At 67.0% G+C, this 16,561-nt stretch carries 13 protein-coding genes; 10 read left to right on the top strand and 3 right to left on the bottom strand.

Going from position 1 to position 16,561, the window contains the following annotated elements:
- The first annotated feature begins 32 nt into the window (after positions 1-32).
- On the top strand, positions 33-773 hold the full coding sequence (gene zipA / locus JLDANKMP_RS08290; RefSeq protein ID WP_005410225.1) for a cell division protein ZipA: 741 nt from the start codon (positions 33-35) through the stop codon (positions 771-773).
- Positions 774-891: 118 nt separating this feature from the next.
- On the opposite strand, the gene JLDANKMP_RS08295 is transcribed toward zipA, so the two are convergent.
- Positions 892-2,016: a pyridoxal phosphate-dependent aminotransferase gene (locus tag JLDANKMP_RS08295; RefSeq protein WP_212560893.1), complete on the bottom strand. Its 1,125-nt coding sequence runs from the start codon at positions 2,014-2,016 to the stop codon at positions 892-894.
- 272 nt (positions 2,017-2,288) lie between these two features.
- Here JLDANKMP_RS08295 and ligA point away from each other — a divergent pair, with 272 nt between their 5' ends.
- The 8 genes from ligA (at position 2,289) to JLDANKMP_RS08335 (ending at position 14,588) form a co-directional block, all read left to right on the top strand.
- Entirely contained in the window at positions 2,289-4,760 is a 2,472-nt protein-coding gene (ligA, locus tag JLDANKMP_RS08300) for an NAD-dependent DNA ligase LigA (RefSeq protein ID WP_212560998.1), read from the top strand.
- Between the two features lie 49 nt (positions 4,761-4,809).
- Positions 4,810-5,295: a GNAT family N-acetyltransferase gene (locus tag JLDANKMP_RS08305; protein ID WP_005413904.1), complete on the top strand. Its 486-nt coding sequence runs from the start codon at positions 4,810-4,812 to the stop codon at positions 5,293-5,295.
- Positions 5,292-6,248, top strand: a complete 957-nt coding sequence (epmA, locus tag JLDANKMP_RS08310) for an EF-P lysine aminoacylase EpmA (RefSeq protein ID WP_212560894.1) — start codon at positions 5,292-5,294, stop codon at positions 6,246-6,248. Before JLDANKMP_RS08305 ends, epmA begins: the two co-directional genes overlap by 4 nt.
- 138 nt (positions 6,249-6,386) lie before the next feature.
- A complete protein-coding gene (locus JLDANKMP_RS08315) occupies positions 6,387-7,115 on the top strand; it encodes a DUF3011 domain-containing protein (RefSeq protein ID WP_212560895.1) in 729 nt (242 codons plus the stop codon).
- 47 nt (positions 7,116-7,162) lie between these two features.
- Positions 7,163-8,227: an S-methyl-5-thioribose-1-phosphate isomerase gene (gene mtnA / locus JLDANKMP_RS08320; RefSeq protein WP_212560896.1), complete on the top strand. Its 1,065-nt coding sequence runs from the start codon at positions 7,163-7,165 to the stop codon at positions 8,225-8,227.
- A gap of 217 nt (positions 8,228-8,444) precedes the next feature.
- On the top strand, positions 8,445-11,159 hold the full coding sequence (gyrA, locus tag JLDANKMP_RS08325; protein ID WP_024957224.1) for a DNA gyrase subunit A: 2,715 nt from the start codon (positions 8,445-8,447) through the stop codon (positions 11,157-11,159).
- Between the two features lie 131 nt (positions 11,160-11,290).
- Positions 11,291-13,819 (top strand): membrane-bound PQQ-dependent dehydrogenase, glucose/quinate/shikimate family, encoded by a 2,529-nt coding sequence (locus tag JLDANKMP_RS08330; RefSeq protein ID WP_212560897.1) that lies wholly within the window; start codon positions 11,291-11,293, stop codon positions 13,817-13,819.
- Between the two features lie 241 nt (positions 13,820-14,060).
- On the top strand, positions 14,061-14,588 hold the full coding sequence (locus tag JLDANKMP_RS08335; RefSeq protein WP_313770488.1) for a transposase: 528 nt from the start codon (positions 14,061-14,063) through the stop codon (positions 14,586-14,588).
- Between the two features lie 151 nt (positions 14,589-14,739).
- On the opposite strand, the gene JLDANKMP_RS08340 is transcribed toward JLDANKMP_RS08335, so the two are convergent.
- Positions 14,740-15,141, bottom strand: coding sequence for a DUF3037 domain-containing protein (locus JLDANKMP_RS08340; RefSeq protein WP_212560898.1), 402 nt, complete (start codon positions 15,139-15,141; stop codon positions 14,740-14,742).
- The gene (locus JLDANKMP_RS08345) at positions 15,119-15,895 is read right to left on the bottom strand and encodes a HipA family kinase (RefSeq protein WP_049422090.1); all 777 of its coding nucleotides are present in this window, start codon (positions 15,893-15,895) and stop codon (positions 15,119-15,121) included. The genes JLDANKMP_RS08340 and JLDANKMP_RS08345 overlap by 23 nt, the downstream gene beginning before the upstream one ends.
- Before the next feature lie 239 nt (positions 15,896-16,134).
- On the opposite strand from JLDANKMP_RS08345, the gene JLDANKMP_RS08350 reads away from it, so the two are divergent.
- The gene (locus JLDANKMP_RS08350; protein ID WP_005413891.1) at positions 16,135-16,464 is read left to right on the top strand and encodes a hypothetical protein; all 330 of its coding nucleotides are present in this window, start codon (positions 16,135-16,137) and stop codon (positions 16,462-16,464) included.
- Positions 16,465-16,561: the final 97 nt, after the last annotated feature.

The raw sequence follows: 16,561 nt of genomic DNA on the forward strand, positions 1-16,561 counted from the left end.
TACCTGAATGAACTAGCCGGAGAACCTATCGAATGTCCGACACGGCACTGTTGCGCATCGGCATCCTGGCCGCCGGCCTGCTGTTGATCGCTGCGATCTTCCTGTTTGGCCGTCCGAAGAAGAAGCCCCAGGGGCGTCGCGTGGAAAGCGCGGAACCGACCGGCGGCGAGCGTCGCGAGCCGGTGCTGGGCGATGATGGCGTCACTGTGGCCGATGGCCGCGTAGAGCCGGGCATGGGCTCGGAAGGCGAGCAGGCCGAGCTTGGCCTGGCCGACACCGACGCCGGCGCGGCCAGCGACCTTGGCAAGCGCGCCACCCAGGACTTCGACAAGATCGTGTCGCTGTTCGTGGCCGCTCGCGCCGGCGAACAGCTGCGTGGCGAAGACATCGTGGTGGCGGCGGAGAAGACCGGCCTGGTGTTCGGCCACATGAACGTGTTCCACCGCCTGGTGGAAGGCCACCCCGAGCGCGGCCCGATCTTCTCGATGGCCAGCATCATGAAGCCGGGCAGCTTCGACATGGCCAACATCCGCGCCATGGAGACCCCGGCCATCGCCTTCTTCCTGACCCTGCCGGCGCCGCTGACCGCGCTGGATGCCTGGGAGAAGATGCTGCCCACCGTGCAGCGCATGGCCGAGCTGCTCGACGGCGTGGTGCTGGACGACAGCCGCAACGCTCTCGGCCGGCAGCGCATCGCGCACATCCGTGACGAACTGCGTGCCTATGATCGCCAGCACCAGGCACCGCCGCTGACCAAGACCCCGCGCTGGTGAGCGCCATGGTGTGCCGACCAACGGTCGGCACCCACCCCGACCAGCGGTCGGCACCCACAACAGTGGATCCACGCCATGCGTGGATGGGGCGAACCAAGGTTCGCCCCCACCAACAGGGTCAGGCCGGTACGCCGGCGACCTTGGCAAATGCCCCGCGGAACGCGGCCATCTCGTCCTCGGTGCCGACGGTCACGCGCACGCGCTGCGGCCAGATCGGCCAGCTGCGGCCGATGATCACGCCGTTGTCTGCCATCGCCTTGGCAAAGGCGGCACCGTCGCGCTGCACATCCACCACGAAGCAGTTCGCTTCCGACGGCACGCAGCTGAAACCACGCCTGCCCAGCCACGCGACGGTGGCCTGCCGCACCTCGGCATTCTGCAGGCGCCGCTGCGCGATCAACTGAGGATCCTGCAGGCTGGCCAGTGCTGCGGCCAGTGCTGGCACGGGTAGCGGGTTGTCGCCCAGGCTGGCCAGTTCGCGCAGGCGGTCGGGATGCGCGGCCGCCACGCCCAGGCGCAGGCCGGCCATGCCATAAAGCTTGGAGAACGTGCGCAACACGATCAGGTCATCGCGCTGCGCTACCTGCGCGATCAGGCTCGGCTGCTCGCTGTACTGCAGGTAGGCCTCGTCGACCAGTACGCGGGTGGACGAGGGCTTGTGGGCCAGCAGCCAGGCGAGCTCATCCGGCGGGCTGATCGAGCCGGTCGGGTTGTTCGGGTTGCACACATACAGCAGGCCGGTCGGGCGCGCGTGTGCGGCGGCCACCATCGCGCGCAGGTCATGTGCGCCATCGTTGCGCAGCGGCACCTTCTGCACGTATGCACCGTGTGCGGCGGCGACCTCGCCCAGCGTCTCGAACGTCGGGTCGGCCACCACCAGTCCCGCCTGCGGGCCGGTCCACAGCACGGCGGCCCGGTTCAGCGGTTCGCTGGAGCCCGGATAGAGCCGCACGTGATCGGCCGGAATGCGCGCCTGTTCGATGAAGGCGTCGCGCACCTGACCGGCCAGTGCGAAACGGTAGCGGCCGCAACCGGCGATGCTGTCGCGTGCCGCCTGCTGGGCTGCGGGCGAGGGGCCGTAGGGGCATTCGTTGAAGTTCAGCAGTACCGCGCCCTCGGCGGGGGCGGGGGCGGCGGCAGTCGCGGGTTGGGCATGGCCGAGTTGCGGCAGCCCGCTGCCGGCGACGGCGAGGCCGGCGCCGGCCAGTTGCAGGAAGCGTCGACGGGAAGCGGGCAGGGTCACGGGCAGGATTCCGAAGGGCAGACCGTCGCACGCTAGCGCCGGCGAGGGTGGGCGGCAAGCTGCTTTTTGGGGCGTCGCGCCATGCAGATGTGCCAACCAAGGTTGGCACCTACCGGAACGAGGGAGAAGGTTGGCACCTATCGGAATGAGAGAGAAGGTTGGCACCGGAGCGGGGAGTGCCCGTCGAGCACGCTCGACGTTGCAAAGGCGGGGGCGTTACAGGGCCTGACGGCCGGGCGCGGTAGAATCCCCGGCCATCCCAGAACCACCGGATCCCGATGAGCCCCAGCCCCGCCGAACGCGCCGAAGACCTTCGCCGGCAGATCGCCCAGGCCAACCGCGCCTACCACGAGCTGGACGCGCCGGAGATCCCCGACGTCGACTACGACCGGATGGTGCGCGAGCTGGAAGCGCTGGAGCGCGAGCACCCGGAACTGGCCCGTGCCGACAGCCCGACCCAGCAGGTCGGTGCGCGCCCCTCTGGCCGCTTCCCGGAAGTGCGCCACGCGGTACCGATGTTGTCGCTGTCCAATGCCTTCAGCGACGAGGAAGTGGCCGATTTCGTGCGCCGCATCGATGAGCGCCTGGGCCGCCGCAGCCTGCGGTTCTCGGCCGAGCCGAAGATGGACGGCCTGGCGATCAGCCTGCGCTACGAGGACGGTCATTTCGTGCTTGGCGCGACCCGTGGCGATGGCAGTACCGGCGAGGACGTGACCGCCAACCTGCGCGAAATCGGTGACATTCCCAAGCGCCTGCACGGCAAGGACTGGCCGGATGTGCTGGAGGTGCGCGGCGAGGTCTACATGGCCCGCGCCGACTTCGAGGCCTACAACGAACGTGCGCGCCTGCAGGGCGGCAAGGTGCTGGCCAATCCGCGCAACGCGGCGGCCGGTTCGCTGCGCCAGCTCGACCCGAGGATCAGTGCGCAGCGCAGGCTGAGTTTCTTCGCCTACGGCACCGGCGAAGTGCAGGGCGGCGAGCTGCCGGACACCCATTCGGGCACCCTGGCCCAGCTCGGCGCCTGGGGCTTCCCGGTCAGTGAGCTGTGCAAAGTGGTGGAGGGCACCGACGGCCTGCTCGGTTACTACCGCACTATCGGTGAACGCCGCGACGGCCTGCCGTTTGATATCGATGGCGTGGTCTACAAGCTGGATGACCGTGCGGGTCAGCAGGCGATGGGCTTCGTCTCCCGTGCGCCGCGCTGGGCCATCGCGCACAAGTTCCCCGCGCAGGAACAGAGCACCACGGTGGAGGCGATCGAGATCCAGATCGGCCGCACCGGTGCTGCCACGCCGGTCGCGCGACTGGCGCCGGTGGCTGTGGCTGGCGTGATCGTGTCCAACGCCACCCTGCACAACGCCGACCAGATCGCGCGCCTCGATGTGCGCGTCGGCGACAGCGTGATCGTGCGCCGCGCTGGCGACGTGATTCCCGAGGTGGTCAGCGTCATTCTCGACCGCCGCCCGCAGGGCACCACGCCGTGGCAGATGCCGACGCGCTGCCCGGTGTGCGGCTCGGAGATCGTGCGTGAGGAGGGGGCGGCGGCGTGGCGTTGTTCGGGCGAACTGTCCTGCCCGGCGCAGCGCAAGGAAGCCATTGCCCATTTCGCCTCGCGCCGCGCCATGGACATCGACGGTCTCGGCGACAAGTACATCGAAACCCTGGTGGACGCGGGCATCGTCAAGAGCGTGGCCGACCTGTACCGGCTCAGCCGCGATACGCTGCTGCACCTGAAGCTGGTGCTCGACGCCGAGGAGCCGTCGGCGCTGGCAGCGGCGCTGAAGCTGCACGTTCCCGCCGAGGGCAGTGGTGCGGTGCTCAATGCGGTGCTCAAGCTGGACGGCAACGATCCGGGCTGGCGCGCGCAGGCGCTGGCGCAGCCGGCCAGCTTCGAATGGAACACGAAGAAGATCGCCACCAAGTGGGCCGACAACCTGATCGCGGCGATCGACGCCAGTCGTGCGGCCACGCTGGAGCGCCTGCTGTTCGCGCTCGGCATCGAGCATGTGGGCGAAAGTACCGCCAAGGCGCTGGCGCAGTGGTTCGGTGACCTGGAGCTGATCCGTCACCTGCCGTGGCCGTTGTTCAAGCGTGTGCCGGACATCGGTGGCGAAGTGGCGCGTTCGCTTGGCCACTTCTTCGAGCAGCAGGGCAACCAGCAGGCCATCGATGACCTGCTGCAGGTCGGCCAGGTGCGCATCAGCGACGTGCATGCGCCCAGTGCCAAGCTGCGCGACGGGCTGGATCTGGCGCAGTTGCTGGTCGAGTCGGAGATCCCCGGCATCACCCGCCTGCGCGCCGAAAAGCTGGTGGCTGCGCTTCCCGGCGCACAGGCGGTGCTCGACGCCGAGCATGGCCAGTTCGTCAACGCCGGTCTGCCCGATGACACCGCGCGCGGTCTGGCCGAATGGCTGGACGCTGATGGCCACGGTGCGATGCTGTTGGCCGCTGAGAACGCGATGCGGGAGATCCTGGCCAAGGCGCCGGCGCTGGCCGAGATCGTGGCGGGTCCGCTGGATGGGCAGACCGTGGTGCTGACCGGCACCCTGGCCCAGCTCACCCGCGATGTCGCCAAGGAACGCCTGGAAGCGCTGGGTGCCAAGGTCTCCGGCAGTGTGTCGAAGAAGACCAGCTTCGTGGTGGCCGGTACCGAGGCCGGCTCCAAGCTGGACAAGGCACAGTCGCTGGGCGTGCCGGTGTGGGATGAGGACCGCCTGCTGGCCTATCTTGCCGAACACGAATGATGACGCCGCCGGGTGCCCGGCACCCGGCATGAAGCACAAAGGAATACCGATGCAGACTGCCCCACTGGATTTCCGCCTGGCCACCCGTGCCGACGAAGAACTGTTGATCGCGTTGATGCGCGAGTTCTATGCCGAAGACAGGATCGACTTCGACGACGCGCGCGTGCGTCGCGGCGTGGATGCGCTGCTGGCCGACCCACGCAACGGCGAAGTGCTGCTGTGGCTGGACGAGGCGGCCGAGGTGGTCGGTTACGCAGTGATCGCGATGGGCTTCAGCCTGGAGCAGGGCGGCCACTTCATGCTGCTGGACGAGCTGTACCTGAGCCATCGTGCGCGTGGTCGCGGCCGCGGCAAGCAGGCGCTGGCCATCTGCGAACAGCGGGCACGGGGCCGCGGCGTAAGCCGCCTGCGCCTGGAAGTGAACCACCACAACGAGCTGGCCCGTCGCCTCTATCTGGCGAGCGGTTACATCGATGACACCCGCGATCTGCTGACCCTGCCGCTGGACCACCCGCGCCCGGAGGGCATCCTGTGAGCGAGGCCCTGCTGCGCGCGCTGCAGCAGCGCGCCGCGCTCAATGCGCTGGTCCGCCGCTTCTTCGCCGAACGCGATGTGCTGGAAGTGGAAACGCCGATCCTGTCGGTGGCCGGCAACACCGAGCCGAACATCGACAGCTTCCATACCGATTTCACCGGCCATGTCGATGCCGGCGGACGCCGCCGCTGGCTGCGCACCTCGCCGGAGTATCCGCTCAAGCGCCTGTTGGCGGCGGGCGTGGGTGACTGTTACGAACTGGGCCGGGTGTTCCGCAATGGCGAGGCGGGCGGCCGCCACAACCCGGAATTCACCATGCTGGAGTGGTACCGGGTTGGCTGGGAGCATCATCGCCTGGTGCAGGAGACCGCCGAGCTGATCGGCCAGGCGCTGGCGCTGGTCGGGCGCAGTGCGACCCTGCGCGTGCTGAGCTACCGCGAGCTGTTCCAGCAGCATGTGGGCGTTGACCCGTTCAAGGCCGATGAGGCTGCATTGCGGGCCGCGCTGGGTGATGTGCACATCGATCCGGTCGGTTTGACCCGCGACGACTGGCTGGACCTGTTGATGACCCATCGCATCCAGCCGCAGTTTGATGACGCAGTGATGACCGTGGTCCATGACTGGCCGGCCAGCCAGGCGGCGCTTGCGCGCATCCGTGCCGGTACACCACCCCTGGCCGAGCGTTTCGAGTTGTACCTGGGCGCGGTGGAGCTGGCCAACGGCTATCACGAACTGAACGACGCCCACGAGCAGCGCGCGCGCTTCCAGCGTGACCTGCAGCGACGCCATGAACGTGGCCAGGTGCAACCGGCGCTGGACGAGGCGCTGCTGGCCGCGCTGCCATCGATGCCGGCGTGCGCGGGCGTGGCGGTGGGGGTCGATCGCCTCCTGATGGCGATGAACCGCACGCCGCGCATCGCCGACGTGCTGGCCTACGACTTTGCCCACGCATGAGCGACCTGCGTTCCTGAACGTCAAAGACTGAACGGAATTCCGCGATTCCGCGCTTGCTTCGGTAAGCAGGATGATGCTCTTATCACGGCAGATGCCGGACACTGGCACGCAGTTCATCCATTACTGCTGGGGAAGGCTTTGGTCAAGTGGTTTGCGGTTGTCGCTGCACCGGTTTACTCCATCGCGCTCTGGGGTGCCTGGCTGCCGTCATCGGCATCTGCCCAGCAGGCCGGCTACGACGGTGAAGTGGTGACCTGCGAATCACGCGACATGGGCTGGGTGCATTGCGATATCGATGTCAGCAACGGCGTCGACCTGGTGCGCCAGCTTTCCAACAGCAGCTGCATCCGTGGCAGCGAATGGGGCACCGACCGCAGTGGCGTGTGGGTCACGCTGGGCTGCCGCGCCGAGTTCCGCGCACGCCGCGCTGCGGGTGGCGCACCGGTAGCCAGCGAGGGCAAGCGCCTGGTCCGTCGCGTGGTGCGTTGTGAATCCAATGGTCGCCCGCAGAGCTGCCCGGTGCGCCTGGATGGCGCGCCAGTGCGCCTGCTGCGCCAGCTGTCGGCGCTGCCATGCCGCGAAGGGCAGGGCTGGGGCTACAAGCGCAATGAAGTCTGGACCAGCCGCGGTTGCCAGGGGGATTTCGAAGTGGCTGACGAGGACGGCCGATTCGTTGACGTACCACGCCGGCTGACCTGTGAATCGAAGTCGAAGAAGCGCCGTTTCTGCGGCGCGAGCATTTCGGTCGGCGCCGTCGTCACCGAACAGTTGTCCAGCACCCCGTGCGAGGAAGGCAGTACCTGGGGCTGGAACCGCAACGGCATCTGGGTGGACGGTGGCTGCCGCGCCGAGTTCTCGGTGAATTGAGCCCGGGCGGGCTCCAACCCCGGGGGGCGTGGCCCTACAATGGGCCCATGAACACTGCCTCCGACATCGACTACGCCCGTTACGACCATATCCGCCCGATCCTGTGGACCGGCGATGCCCTGCAACTGCTGGACCAGCGCAAGCTGCCGTTCGTGGTCGAGCATGTGGTCTGCCATGACAGTGACGAAGTGGCTGCAGCCATCCACGCGTTGACCGTGCGCGGTGCGCCGGCCATCGGCATCGCCGCCGCCTGGGGCGTGGTGCTGGCCGCACGTGACGTGCAGGCTGGAGACGGTGCGCACGCGCTGCAGCAGCTGGAACCGGCGCTGCAGCGTCTGAACGCTTCGCGTCCGACTGCCGTCAACCTGGCCTGGGCGCTGGCGCGCATGCGCCGTTGCCTGAATGCCGCCGGTGCTGACTGGAAGGCGAAGCTGGAGGCCGAAGCGCAGGCCATCGCCGAGGAAGACCTGGCCGCCAATCGCCACATGGGCGCGCTGGGCGCAGGCCTGATCGAAGCCGGCAGCGGCGTGCTGACCCACTGCAACACCGGCTCGCTGGCCACCGCCGGCTTCGGCACCGCGCTGGGCGTGATCCGCGCCGGCATGGCCCAGCACCGCATTGCCCGCGTGTTCGCTGGCGAGACCCGTCCGTGGCTGCAGGGCGCGCGCCTGACCGTGTGGGAGCTGCAGCAGGATGGCATTGACGCCACGCTGATCGCCGATTCGGCCGCCTCGCACCTGATGAAGACCGGCGCTGTGCAGTGGGTGATCGTCGGCGCCGACCGCATCTGCGCCAACGGCGATACCGCCAACAAGATCGGGACCTATCAGCTGGCCATCGCCGCCCGCCATCACGGCGTGAAGTTCATGGTCGTGGCGCCGTCCTCGACGGTGGACATGGAGACCGTGGACGGCAGCCAGATCGAGATCGAGCAGCGCGATCCGGGCGAGCTGTACGGCGTGGGCGGCACCCGCACGGTGGCAGAGGGCATCGCTGCCTGGAACCCGGTGTTCGACGTCACCCCGGGCGAGCTGATCGATGCCATCGTGACCGAGCGCGGCGTGATCCTGAACCCGACCCCGGAGAACATGCGCGCCGCCTTCGGCGGCTGACGCGCGGGGAGGGGCCGCGTGACCTCCGCCCCCCGGTGGTGCCGGCCGCGGGCCGGCAACCCCCTAAGTTCCTGATTTGTGCAGGTAAAATACCCGTAAAGGGAGGCGGAAAACGGCCTGTTGTGGTAATATCCGCAGGTTGAATCGAGGTTCCGGCACGACCCCCTCCCGCAGGGGGCTGCGCCGGACTGGACCGCTACCAGACAACGGAACCCGAATGGCAGAAACCGCCAAGGAAATCATCCAGGTCAACCTGGAAGACGAGATGCGCAAGAGCTACCTCGATTACGCCATGAGCGTGATCGTGGGCCGCGCGCTCCCGGATGCGCGCGACGGCCTCAAGCCGGTGCATCGCCGCGTGCTGTTCGCGATGAATGAACTCAACGCGCACAGCAACAAGCCCTACTTCAAGTCGGCGCGTATCGTCGGTGACGTCATCGGTAAGTACCACCCGCATGGCGATCAGTCGGTGTACGACACGCTGGTGCGCCTGGCACAGCCGTTCTCGCTGCGTTACATGCTGGTCGATGGCCAGGGTAACTTCGGCTCCATCGATGGCGACTCCGCCGCGGCAATGCGATACACCGAAGCGCGCATGTCGCGCCTGGCGCATGAGCTGATGGCGGACATCGACAAGGAAACCGTCGATTTCCAGCCCAACTACGACGAGAAGGAACTGGAGCCGACGGTCATGCCGACCCGGTTCCCGAACCTGCTGGTCAACGGTTCGGCCGGTATCGCGGTGGGCATGGCGACCAACATCCCGCCGCACAACCTGAGCGAATCGATCAACGCCTGCATCGCGCTGATCGACAACCCGGAGATCGACGTCGACGGCCTGATGGAGTACATCCCGGGCCCGGATTTCCCGACCGCCGGCATCATCAACGGCACCGCCGGCATCGTCGCCGGCTACCGCACCGGCCGTGGCCGCGTGCGCATCCGTGCCAAGGCCGATATCGAAGTGGCCGACAACGGCCGCGAATCGATCATCGTCACTGAAATTCCTTACCAGGTGAACAAGGCGCGTCTGATCGAGAAGATCGCCGAGCTGGTCAAGGAAAAGAAGATCGAAGGCATCAGCGAGCTGCGCGATGAGTCCGACAAGGACGGCATGCGCATCTACATCGAGATCAAGCGCGGTGAATCTGCCGAGGTTGTGCTGAACAACCTGTACCAGCAGACGCAGATGGAATCGGTGTTCGGCATCAACATGGTGGCGCTGGTCGATGGCCGCCCGCAGCTGATGAACCTCAAGCAGATGCTGGAGGCGTTCGTCCGCCACCGTCGCGAAGTGGTCACCCGCCGTACCGTGTTCGAGCTGCGCAAGGCGCGCGCCCGTGCCCACGTGCTGGAAGGCCTGACCGTCGCGCTGGCCAACATCGACGAGATGATCGAACTGATCAAGACCTCGCCGAACCCGAACGAAGCACGCGAACGCATGCTGGCCCGCGTGTGGGAGCCGGGCCTGGTCGGTGCGATGCTGGGTGCCGCCGGCGCCGAAGCCTCGCGCCCGGAAGACCTGCCCAAGGGCGTGGGCCTGATCGAGGGCGGCTACCAGCTGACCGAGATCCAGGCCACCCAGATCCTGGAAATGCGCCTGCACCGCCTGACCGGGCTGGAGCAGGACCGCCTGACCGATGAGTACAAGCAGCTGCTGGAAGTGATCGCCGGGCTGATCCACATCCTGGAAGATCCCGACCGCCTGCTGCAGGTGATCCGCGAAGAGCTGGTCAGTGTGAAGGCCGAATTCGGCGACGAGCGTCGTACCGAGATCCGCCACAGCGAAGAAGACCTGGACATCCTCGACCTGATCGCGCCGGAAGACGTGGTGGTCACCGTGTCGCATGCCGGTTACGTGAAGCGCCAGCCGGTGAGCGTGTACCGCGCGCAGCGCCGTGGTGGTCGTGGCCGTAGTGCGGCCGCGACCAAGGAAGAGGATTTCATCGAACAGCTGTGGCTGGTCAACACGCATGACACGCTGCTGACCTTCACCAGTTCGGGCAAGGTGTTCTGGCTGCCGGTCTACCAGCTGCCGGAAGCGGGCTCCAACGCCCGCGGCCGTCCGATCATCAACTGGATCCCGCTGGAACCGGGTGAACGCGTGCAGGCCGTACTGCCGGTGCGCGATTACGCCGATGGCCAGTTCGTGTTCTTCGCCACCAAGAACGGTACGGTCAAGAAGACCCCGCTGGGTGAGTTCGCCTTCCGTCTGGCGCGCGGCAAGATCGCGATCAACCTCGATGAGGGCGACGCGCTGGTCGGCGTCGGCCTGACCGACGGCCAGCGCGACATCCTGCTGTTCGCCTCCAACGGCAAGACCGTGCGCTTCGGCGAGGACAAGGTCCGCTCGATGGGCCGTACTGCCACCGGCGTGCGGGGCATCAAGATGCCGGCCGGCGAGGAAGTGGTCAGCCTGATCGTGGCCGAAAGTGCCGGTGGCATCGAGGACGAGAACGAGGACGACAGCGGTGTCGAGGAAGCCGCCGGCAATGGCGATGCGGTGATCGACGGCGCCGACGACGCCAGCGTTCAGTACATCCTCACCGCGACCGAGAACGGCTATGGCAAGCGCACCCCGCTGCCGGACTATCCGCGCAAGGGCCGTGGCACCCAGGGCGTGATCGGCATCCAGACCACCGAGCGCAATGGCAAGCTGGTCGCCGCGGTGCTGATGGGCTCCAGCGACGAAGTCCTGCTGATCTCCGATGGTGGCACCCTGGTGCGTACGCGTGGCTCGGAAATCAGCCGCGTCGGCCGCAACACCCAGGGCGTGACCCTGATCCGCCTCTCCAAGGACGAGAAGCTGCAGGCGGTGGAGCGCATGGATGCCTCGATCGACGAGGACGAGGACGAGGTGGCTGCCGCCGCCCCGGCCACGACCGACGGCGCACCGGCTGCTGCCAGCAGCGAGGACGCCGCGCAGGAGTGATCCTGCCGCGAGCCTGAGGTACCCGACGACGCCGGCTCTGTGCCGGCGTCGTCGTATCCGGGTGCCACGCATACGCGCGCGCTTCACGCAGGCGGTGGGATAACGGCGCATGCTGCCCCCGGAGATCGACGATGTCCGCCACGCCGCAGTCCGCTCCTGCTCCCGTTCGCGCCTCCCGGCATCCCCTCGTCACCGTGCTGTCGCTGCTGCTGGTCGTGCTCGGCCTGGTCATCGGCGGGCTCGGCGCGTGGCTGCTCAGCCTTGGCGGCTCGACGTACTACGCCATCGCCGGACTCGGCCTGCTGGCCAGCGGAATCCTGCTGTTCGGCAACCGCCGCAGCGGCGCGCTGCTGTATGCGCTGGTGTTCTTCGGCACGCTGCTGTGGACCTGGTGGGAATCGGGCAGCGACTACTGGCGCTGGGTACCGCGGCTCGGGCTGGTGACCGCGCTCGGCATCGTGCTGGCGCTGCTGGCGCCGACGCTGCGCGAGCCGGTTTCAAAACGCCTGTCGCGCAGCGTGGCGGGCGTGCTGATGCTGGTGTTCGTGGCCGCCTTCGGCCTGGCCTTTGCCCCGCATGGGGAAGTGGACGGGCACCTGCCGTTCCCGGAAGGCGCAGTCAGCGCCGGACTGGAACCTACGCGCGATACCACGGGCCTGCAGCCGGCTGACCAGCCCGCCGAGGGCGACTGGCCGGCCTGGGGCCGCAGCAATGCAGGCACCCGCTATTCGCCGCTGCAGCAGATCACCCCGGCCAATGTGGCCACGCTGCAGCCGGCCTGGCAGTTCCGTACGGGCGATATGCCGAAGAAGCGCTGGGGCGCGGAAACCACGCCGCTGAAGATCGGCGATCGGCTGTACCTGTGCACCGCGCGCAACCGCCTGATCGCGCTTGATGCTGGCAGCGGCAAGGAACTGTGGCGGTTCGATCCAAAGGTGAAGGATGCCTCGATTCCCTATACCGCTGCCTGTCGTGGTGTGAGCTATTACGAACAGCCCAGCACGCCGACCCTTGCCGACGCGGCATTGGCCGATGTCGCTGCCGATCTGGCCCTGCCGGAGCCGCCGCCCAGTGTCACCCGCAGTGCTGCACCGGGCAGTCGACCGGCGTGCTGGGCGCGCATCATTGAAGGCACGCTGGACGGTCGCATCATCGCGGTGGACGCGGACAGCGGCCGCCCCTGCGCGAATTTCGGCAACAACGGGCAGGTCGACATCACCCTGGGCATGGGCGAGGTGCCACTGGGTTACGTGTCGATCAACTCGCCGCCGGCCATCGTGCGCGGCGTGATCGTGACCGGTCATCAGGTGCTGGATGGGCAGCGCCGCGATGCGCCCTCTGGCGTGATCCAGGCGTACGACGCCATCACCGGCAAGCTGCGCTGGGCGTGGGACATGGACCAGCCCGAGCGCAGCGGCCTGCCGCCGCGCGAGCAGACCTACACGCGCGGCACGTCCAACATGTGGACCACCGCCACCGGTGATGAAGCGCTGGGCCTGGTCTACCTGCCGCTGGGCAATGCCGCGGGCGACTACTGGAGCGGCTCGCGCACGGAAAACCAGAACCGCTATTCCACCTCGCTGGTGGCGATCGACGTGGCCACCGGCAAGCCGGTCTGGCATTTCCAGGCGGTGCGCAAGGATGTGTGGGACTACGACCTGGGTTCGCAGGCCAGCCTGATCGACTACCCGACGGCGGCGGGCAAGGTGCCGGCAATCCTGCTGCCGACCAAGCAGGGTGACATGTACATCCTCGATCGCCGCAATGGCCGGCTCCTGACCGCGGCCGAAGAGCGCAAGGTGCCGGTCGGCGGCGTCGAACCCGAGCAGCGTTCTCCCACCCAGCTGTTTTCGCTGTACCACACGCTGCGCCGCGAACATGACCTGACCGAGCGTGACATGTGGGGCATCACCCCGATCGACCAGCTGGTCTGCCGCATCCAGTTCCGCAAGGCGTACTACGAAGGGTTCTACACGCCGCCGAGCAGCGACCGACATTCCATCGAGTACCCCGGCTACAACGGCGGCTCGGACTGGGGCAGCGTATCCATCGATACGCGCCGCGGCGTGATCGTGGCCAACTACAACGACATGCCCAACTACAACCGGCTGGTGCCACGCGCGGAGGCCGACCGGCTGGGCTGGCTGCCGCGCGAGAAGGTCCGGTTCGACAAGGGCGGTGCCGAAGGCGCGGGCGACCCGCAGGTGGGTACGCCCTACGCCATCCAGGTCAACGCCGGCTGGCGGCTGCCGTTCACTGGCCTGCTGTGCAAGCAGCCGCCCTATGGCGGTATCCGTGCCATCGACCTGCGCACCGGCAAGCTGCTGTGGGACCGACCGTTTGGCAGTGCGCGCGGCAACGGACCGTTCGGCATCCGTTCCAACCTGCCGATCGAGATCGGCACGCCGAACAACGGCGGTTCGGTAGTGACCGCCAGCGGCCTGATCTTCATCGCCGCCGCCACCGATGACCTGCTGCGCGCCATCGACCTGAAGACCGGCAAGGAGCTTTGGCATGCCAAGCTGCCTGCCGGCGGTCAGGCCAACCCGATGGTGTACGAGCAGGGTGGGCTCCAGTACGTGGTGATCATGGCCGGCGGCCACCATTTCATGGAAACCCCGAACGGCGATTACGTAATTGCGTTTGCGTTGCCCAGATAGGGCCGACGGGGTAGAACCGGCTGGGTAGAGCCGACTGGGTAGAGTCGACTGGGTAGAGTCGACTGGGTAGAGTCGACTGGGTAGAGTCGACTGGGTAGAGTCGACTGTTAGTCGACTGCTCTTCCCTCCCATGCTGGAAAGCCCGCGCTTCGCGCGATAGTCGATTAACAGTCGACTCTACCCAGGCGACTCCACATCCCCGGACGCTGCATCAAGATGATCCCTGATCCTGACGTTGGCAGTGAACCGATGTCGAGCATCCATCCTGGCGGGCATTCTCGAACTCATGCCCAGCCCTCAACTGCTTGCCGGCCGCCGATCCATAGTCGGCAACGTCTACACCATCACCATGGTGTGCCGGAACCGCCATCGTGTTTTCGATAGCCCTGCCAATGCCGACCTTGCCATGCAGCTCCTCGGATCGATGGATCGGGAAGGCCTGACTGCATCGTTTGCCTGGGTGATCATGCCGGATCACATCCACTGGCTGGCTCAACTACGTGGCCATTCGCTGGGCTACTGCGTGCAGCGCTTCAAGGCGCGCAGCAGCTTTCTAATCAACCGGCGGCGAGGGAGCCAGGGTGCAATCTGGCAGGCGGGTTATCACGATCATGCAATCCGCAGTGACGCATCGCTGCACAGGCACGCTTGCTACATTCTGGCAAATCCCGTTCGAGCCGGTCTTGCCGCGCAGATCGGTGACCATCCGTACGGATGGTGCCGCTGGCCGTTGAGCGAGCTCGAGTCGGCAGGCGAACGCCCATGGTGATGGAACCGACCGGGCAGAGTCAGCCGGGCAGAGTCGACCGGGTAGAGTCGACCCGGTAGAGTCGACTGTTAGTCGACTGCCTTTCTCAATGCCGCCGAAGAGCCCGCGCTGCGTGCGTTAGTCGACTAACAATCGACTCTACAAGTCGCCGCTACGCGTTAGGTGCCGGCACCCGCACCATCTTCGTCATCAAGTGTTCCACCACACCCGCAGGGTCGGCCGTGCGGCCCACATGCGTGCTCGACATCTGCACCACCGAGCTGCGCTTGGCGGTAAGGAAGTGGAAGCGGGCACGCGCGGGCAGTTGCGCGATCGGCCCGGCGCTGGCATCACCGCGGCAGATTGCCACGATCGCATCCAGCCACGGTTGCAGCGCCTCCTGGTCCAGCGCCGGCGCGAACGCGTGCAGGCGTGCCGGATCGATCTCGATGGCCGCTTCCAGATGGCGCGCGCCAGGGCAGGAGACGATCACCCCGACGTTGATGAATTCCTCGCGTTCCACCCGCGGTACCACGCGGATGACCGCATAGTCATACGTGTGCAGCGTGGGCACGGATGGCCTCCTGCACGAACACCGCACGCACCTTCAGGCGGTGCTTGAGGTAATTGATATAGCCCTGCCGGTAGGCCTGCGGGCTGTCGAACGCCGGTTCGTCCACCAGCCAGCTGTCCGGCACCAGGCCGACGATGCGCTCGATCTCGGCATCAGTCAGGCGCGCGGCCAGCTCGGCATCCACCTCGGCGATGCGGCTGGCGAACGACAGCAGCACATGGTCGCGGATCAGCACGAACGGCTTTTCGCACGCATCGCCGGCGTTGGCCCAGTCGTGATGGAAGTACATGGCCGCACCGTGATCGATCAGGTACAGCTTTCGATGCCACACCATCAGGTTGGGGTTGCGGGTGGTGCGATCGACATTGCTGGTGAACGCATCGAACCAGACGATGCGCGAGGCCAGGTCGGCATCCACCGGCATCGCTGCCGGGTCGTAGTTGATCGCGCCGGGCAGGTAGTCCAGGCCCAGGTTCAGGCCCTCGCTGGCGCGGATCAACTCCTGGATTTCCGGGTCCGGCTCGGTGCGAGCGAACTCGCGGTCCAGCTCGACGAACAGGATTTCCGGAATCGGCAGGCCCAGCGTGCGTGCCATCTCGCCGGCGATCAGCTCGGCGATCAACGCTTTCGGGCCCTGGCCGGCGCCACGAAACTTCAGCACGGCCATGCCGTCGTCGTCGGTCTCGACCACGGCCGGCAGGGAGCCACCTTCCCGCAAGGGCGTGATGTAGCGGAGGGCATGTACGGTGCGCATGCGTGCATTCTAGCGTGGGTGCAGGTGCAACCCTCTGACCGGCGGGGACCGATTTCGGCCTTCACCTGTCCCTTCCGCCTGCGATGGCAGCATCGTGCTCCAGGAACCCTTGGGTTCATGGGCGTACTGGCACTCTCGATGCAGAGGCTCCAGGCTGGGTACCTGCTCGGCTGCCAGCGACGCGCACTGCGAAGCGGAAACCTCATCCACGATGTCCTGCAGGCTACGGAGGTGCACCGATGAGCGACGAATTCACTCCCATTCTGCCGACCTTGGACGATGCCAAGGCGGAAGAAATGATCGGCAAGGTCGTCCTGGTCGGGGTCACCCGCTATGGCGGCGACGGCCAGGTGAAGGGACTAGAGCAGTACGCCGGCACGGTGTTGCGCATCAGCGCCGACGAGGGCGTGGTGCTGGCCGACGAGAATGATGGCCACGAGCGCTACCTGCCACCGATGCTGGACCAGTACCAACCAGCCGAGCCCGGCGAGTACCGCATGCGCACCAGCGGCATGATCGTGGTCGACCCCGACTACCTGGCCACCTGGGACCTGCACGCGCAGCAGTAGTGCCAGGCCATGCCTGGCAGGTGCCGGCAGTTCCCCGGCACCTCCCGGAGCCGCACTTTGCCCCATCCGGCCACTAGTCCTTCCGGCCCATTCACGA

The sequence above is a fragment of the Stenotrophomonas sp. PE591 genome (assembly GCF_018320795.1).
GTDB classification, from domain to species: Bacteria; Pseudomonadota; Gammaproteobacteria; order Xanthomonadales; family Xanthomonadaceae; genus Stenotrophomonas; species Stenotrophomonas maltophilia.

Coding starts and splice junctions, on each gene's coding strand:
- zipA (WP_005410225.1), top strand. CDS start 33: ATGTCCGACACGGCACTGTTGCGCATCGGCATCCTGGCCGCCGGCCTG.
- JLDANKMP_RS08305 (WP_005413904.1), top strand. CDS start 4,810: ATGCAGACTGCCCCACTGGATTTCCGCCTGGCCACCCGTGCCGACGAA.
- mtnA (WP_212560896.1), top strand. CDS start 7,163: ATGAACACTGCCTCCGACATCGACTACGCCCGTTACGACCATATCCGC.
- gyrA (WP_024957224.1), top strand. CDS start 8,445: ATGGCAGAAACCGCCAAGGAAATCATCCAGGTCAACCTGGAAGACGAG.
- JLDANKMP_RS08330 (WP_212560897.1), top strand. CDS start 11,291: ATGTCCGCCACGCCGCAGTCCGCTCCTGCTCCCGTTCGCGCCTCCCGG.
- JLDANKMP_RS08345 (WP_049422090.1), bottom strand. CDS start 15,895: ATGCGCACCGTACATGCCCTCCGCTACATCACGCCCTTGCGGGAAGGT.
- JLDANKMP_RS08350 (WP_005413891.1), top strand. CDS start 16,135: ATGAGCGACGAATTCACTCCCATTCTGCCGACCTTGGACGATGCCAAG.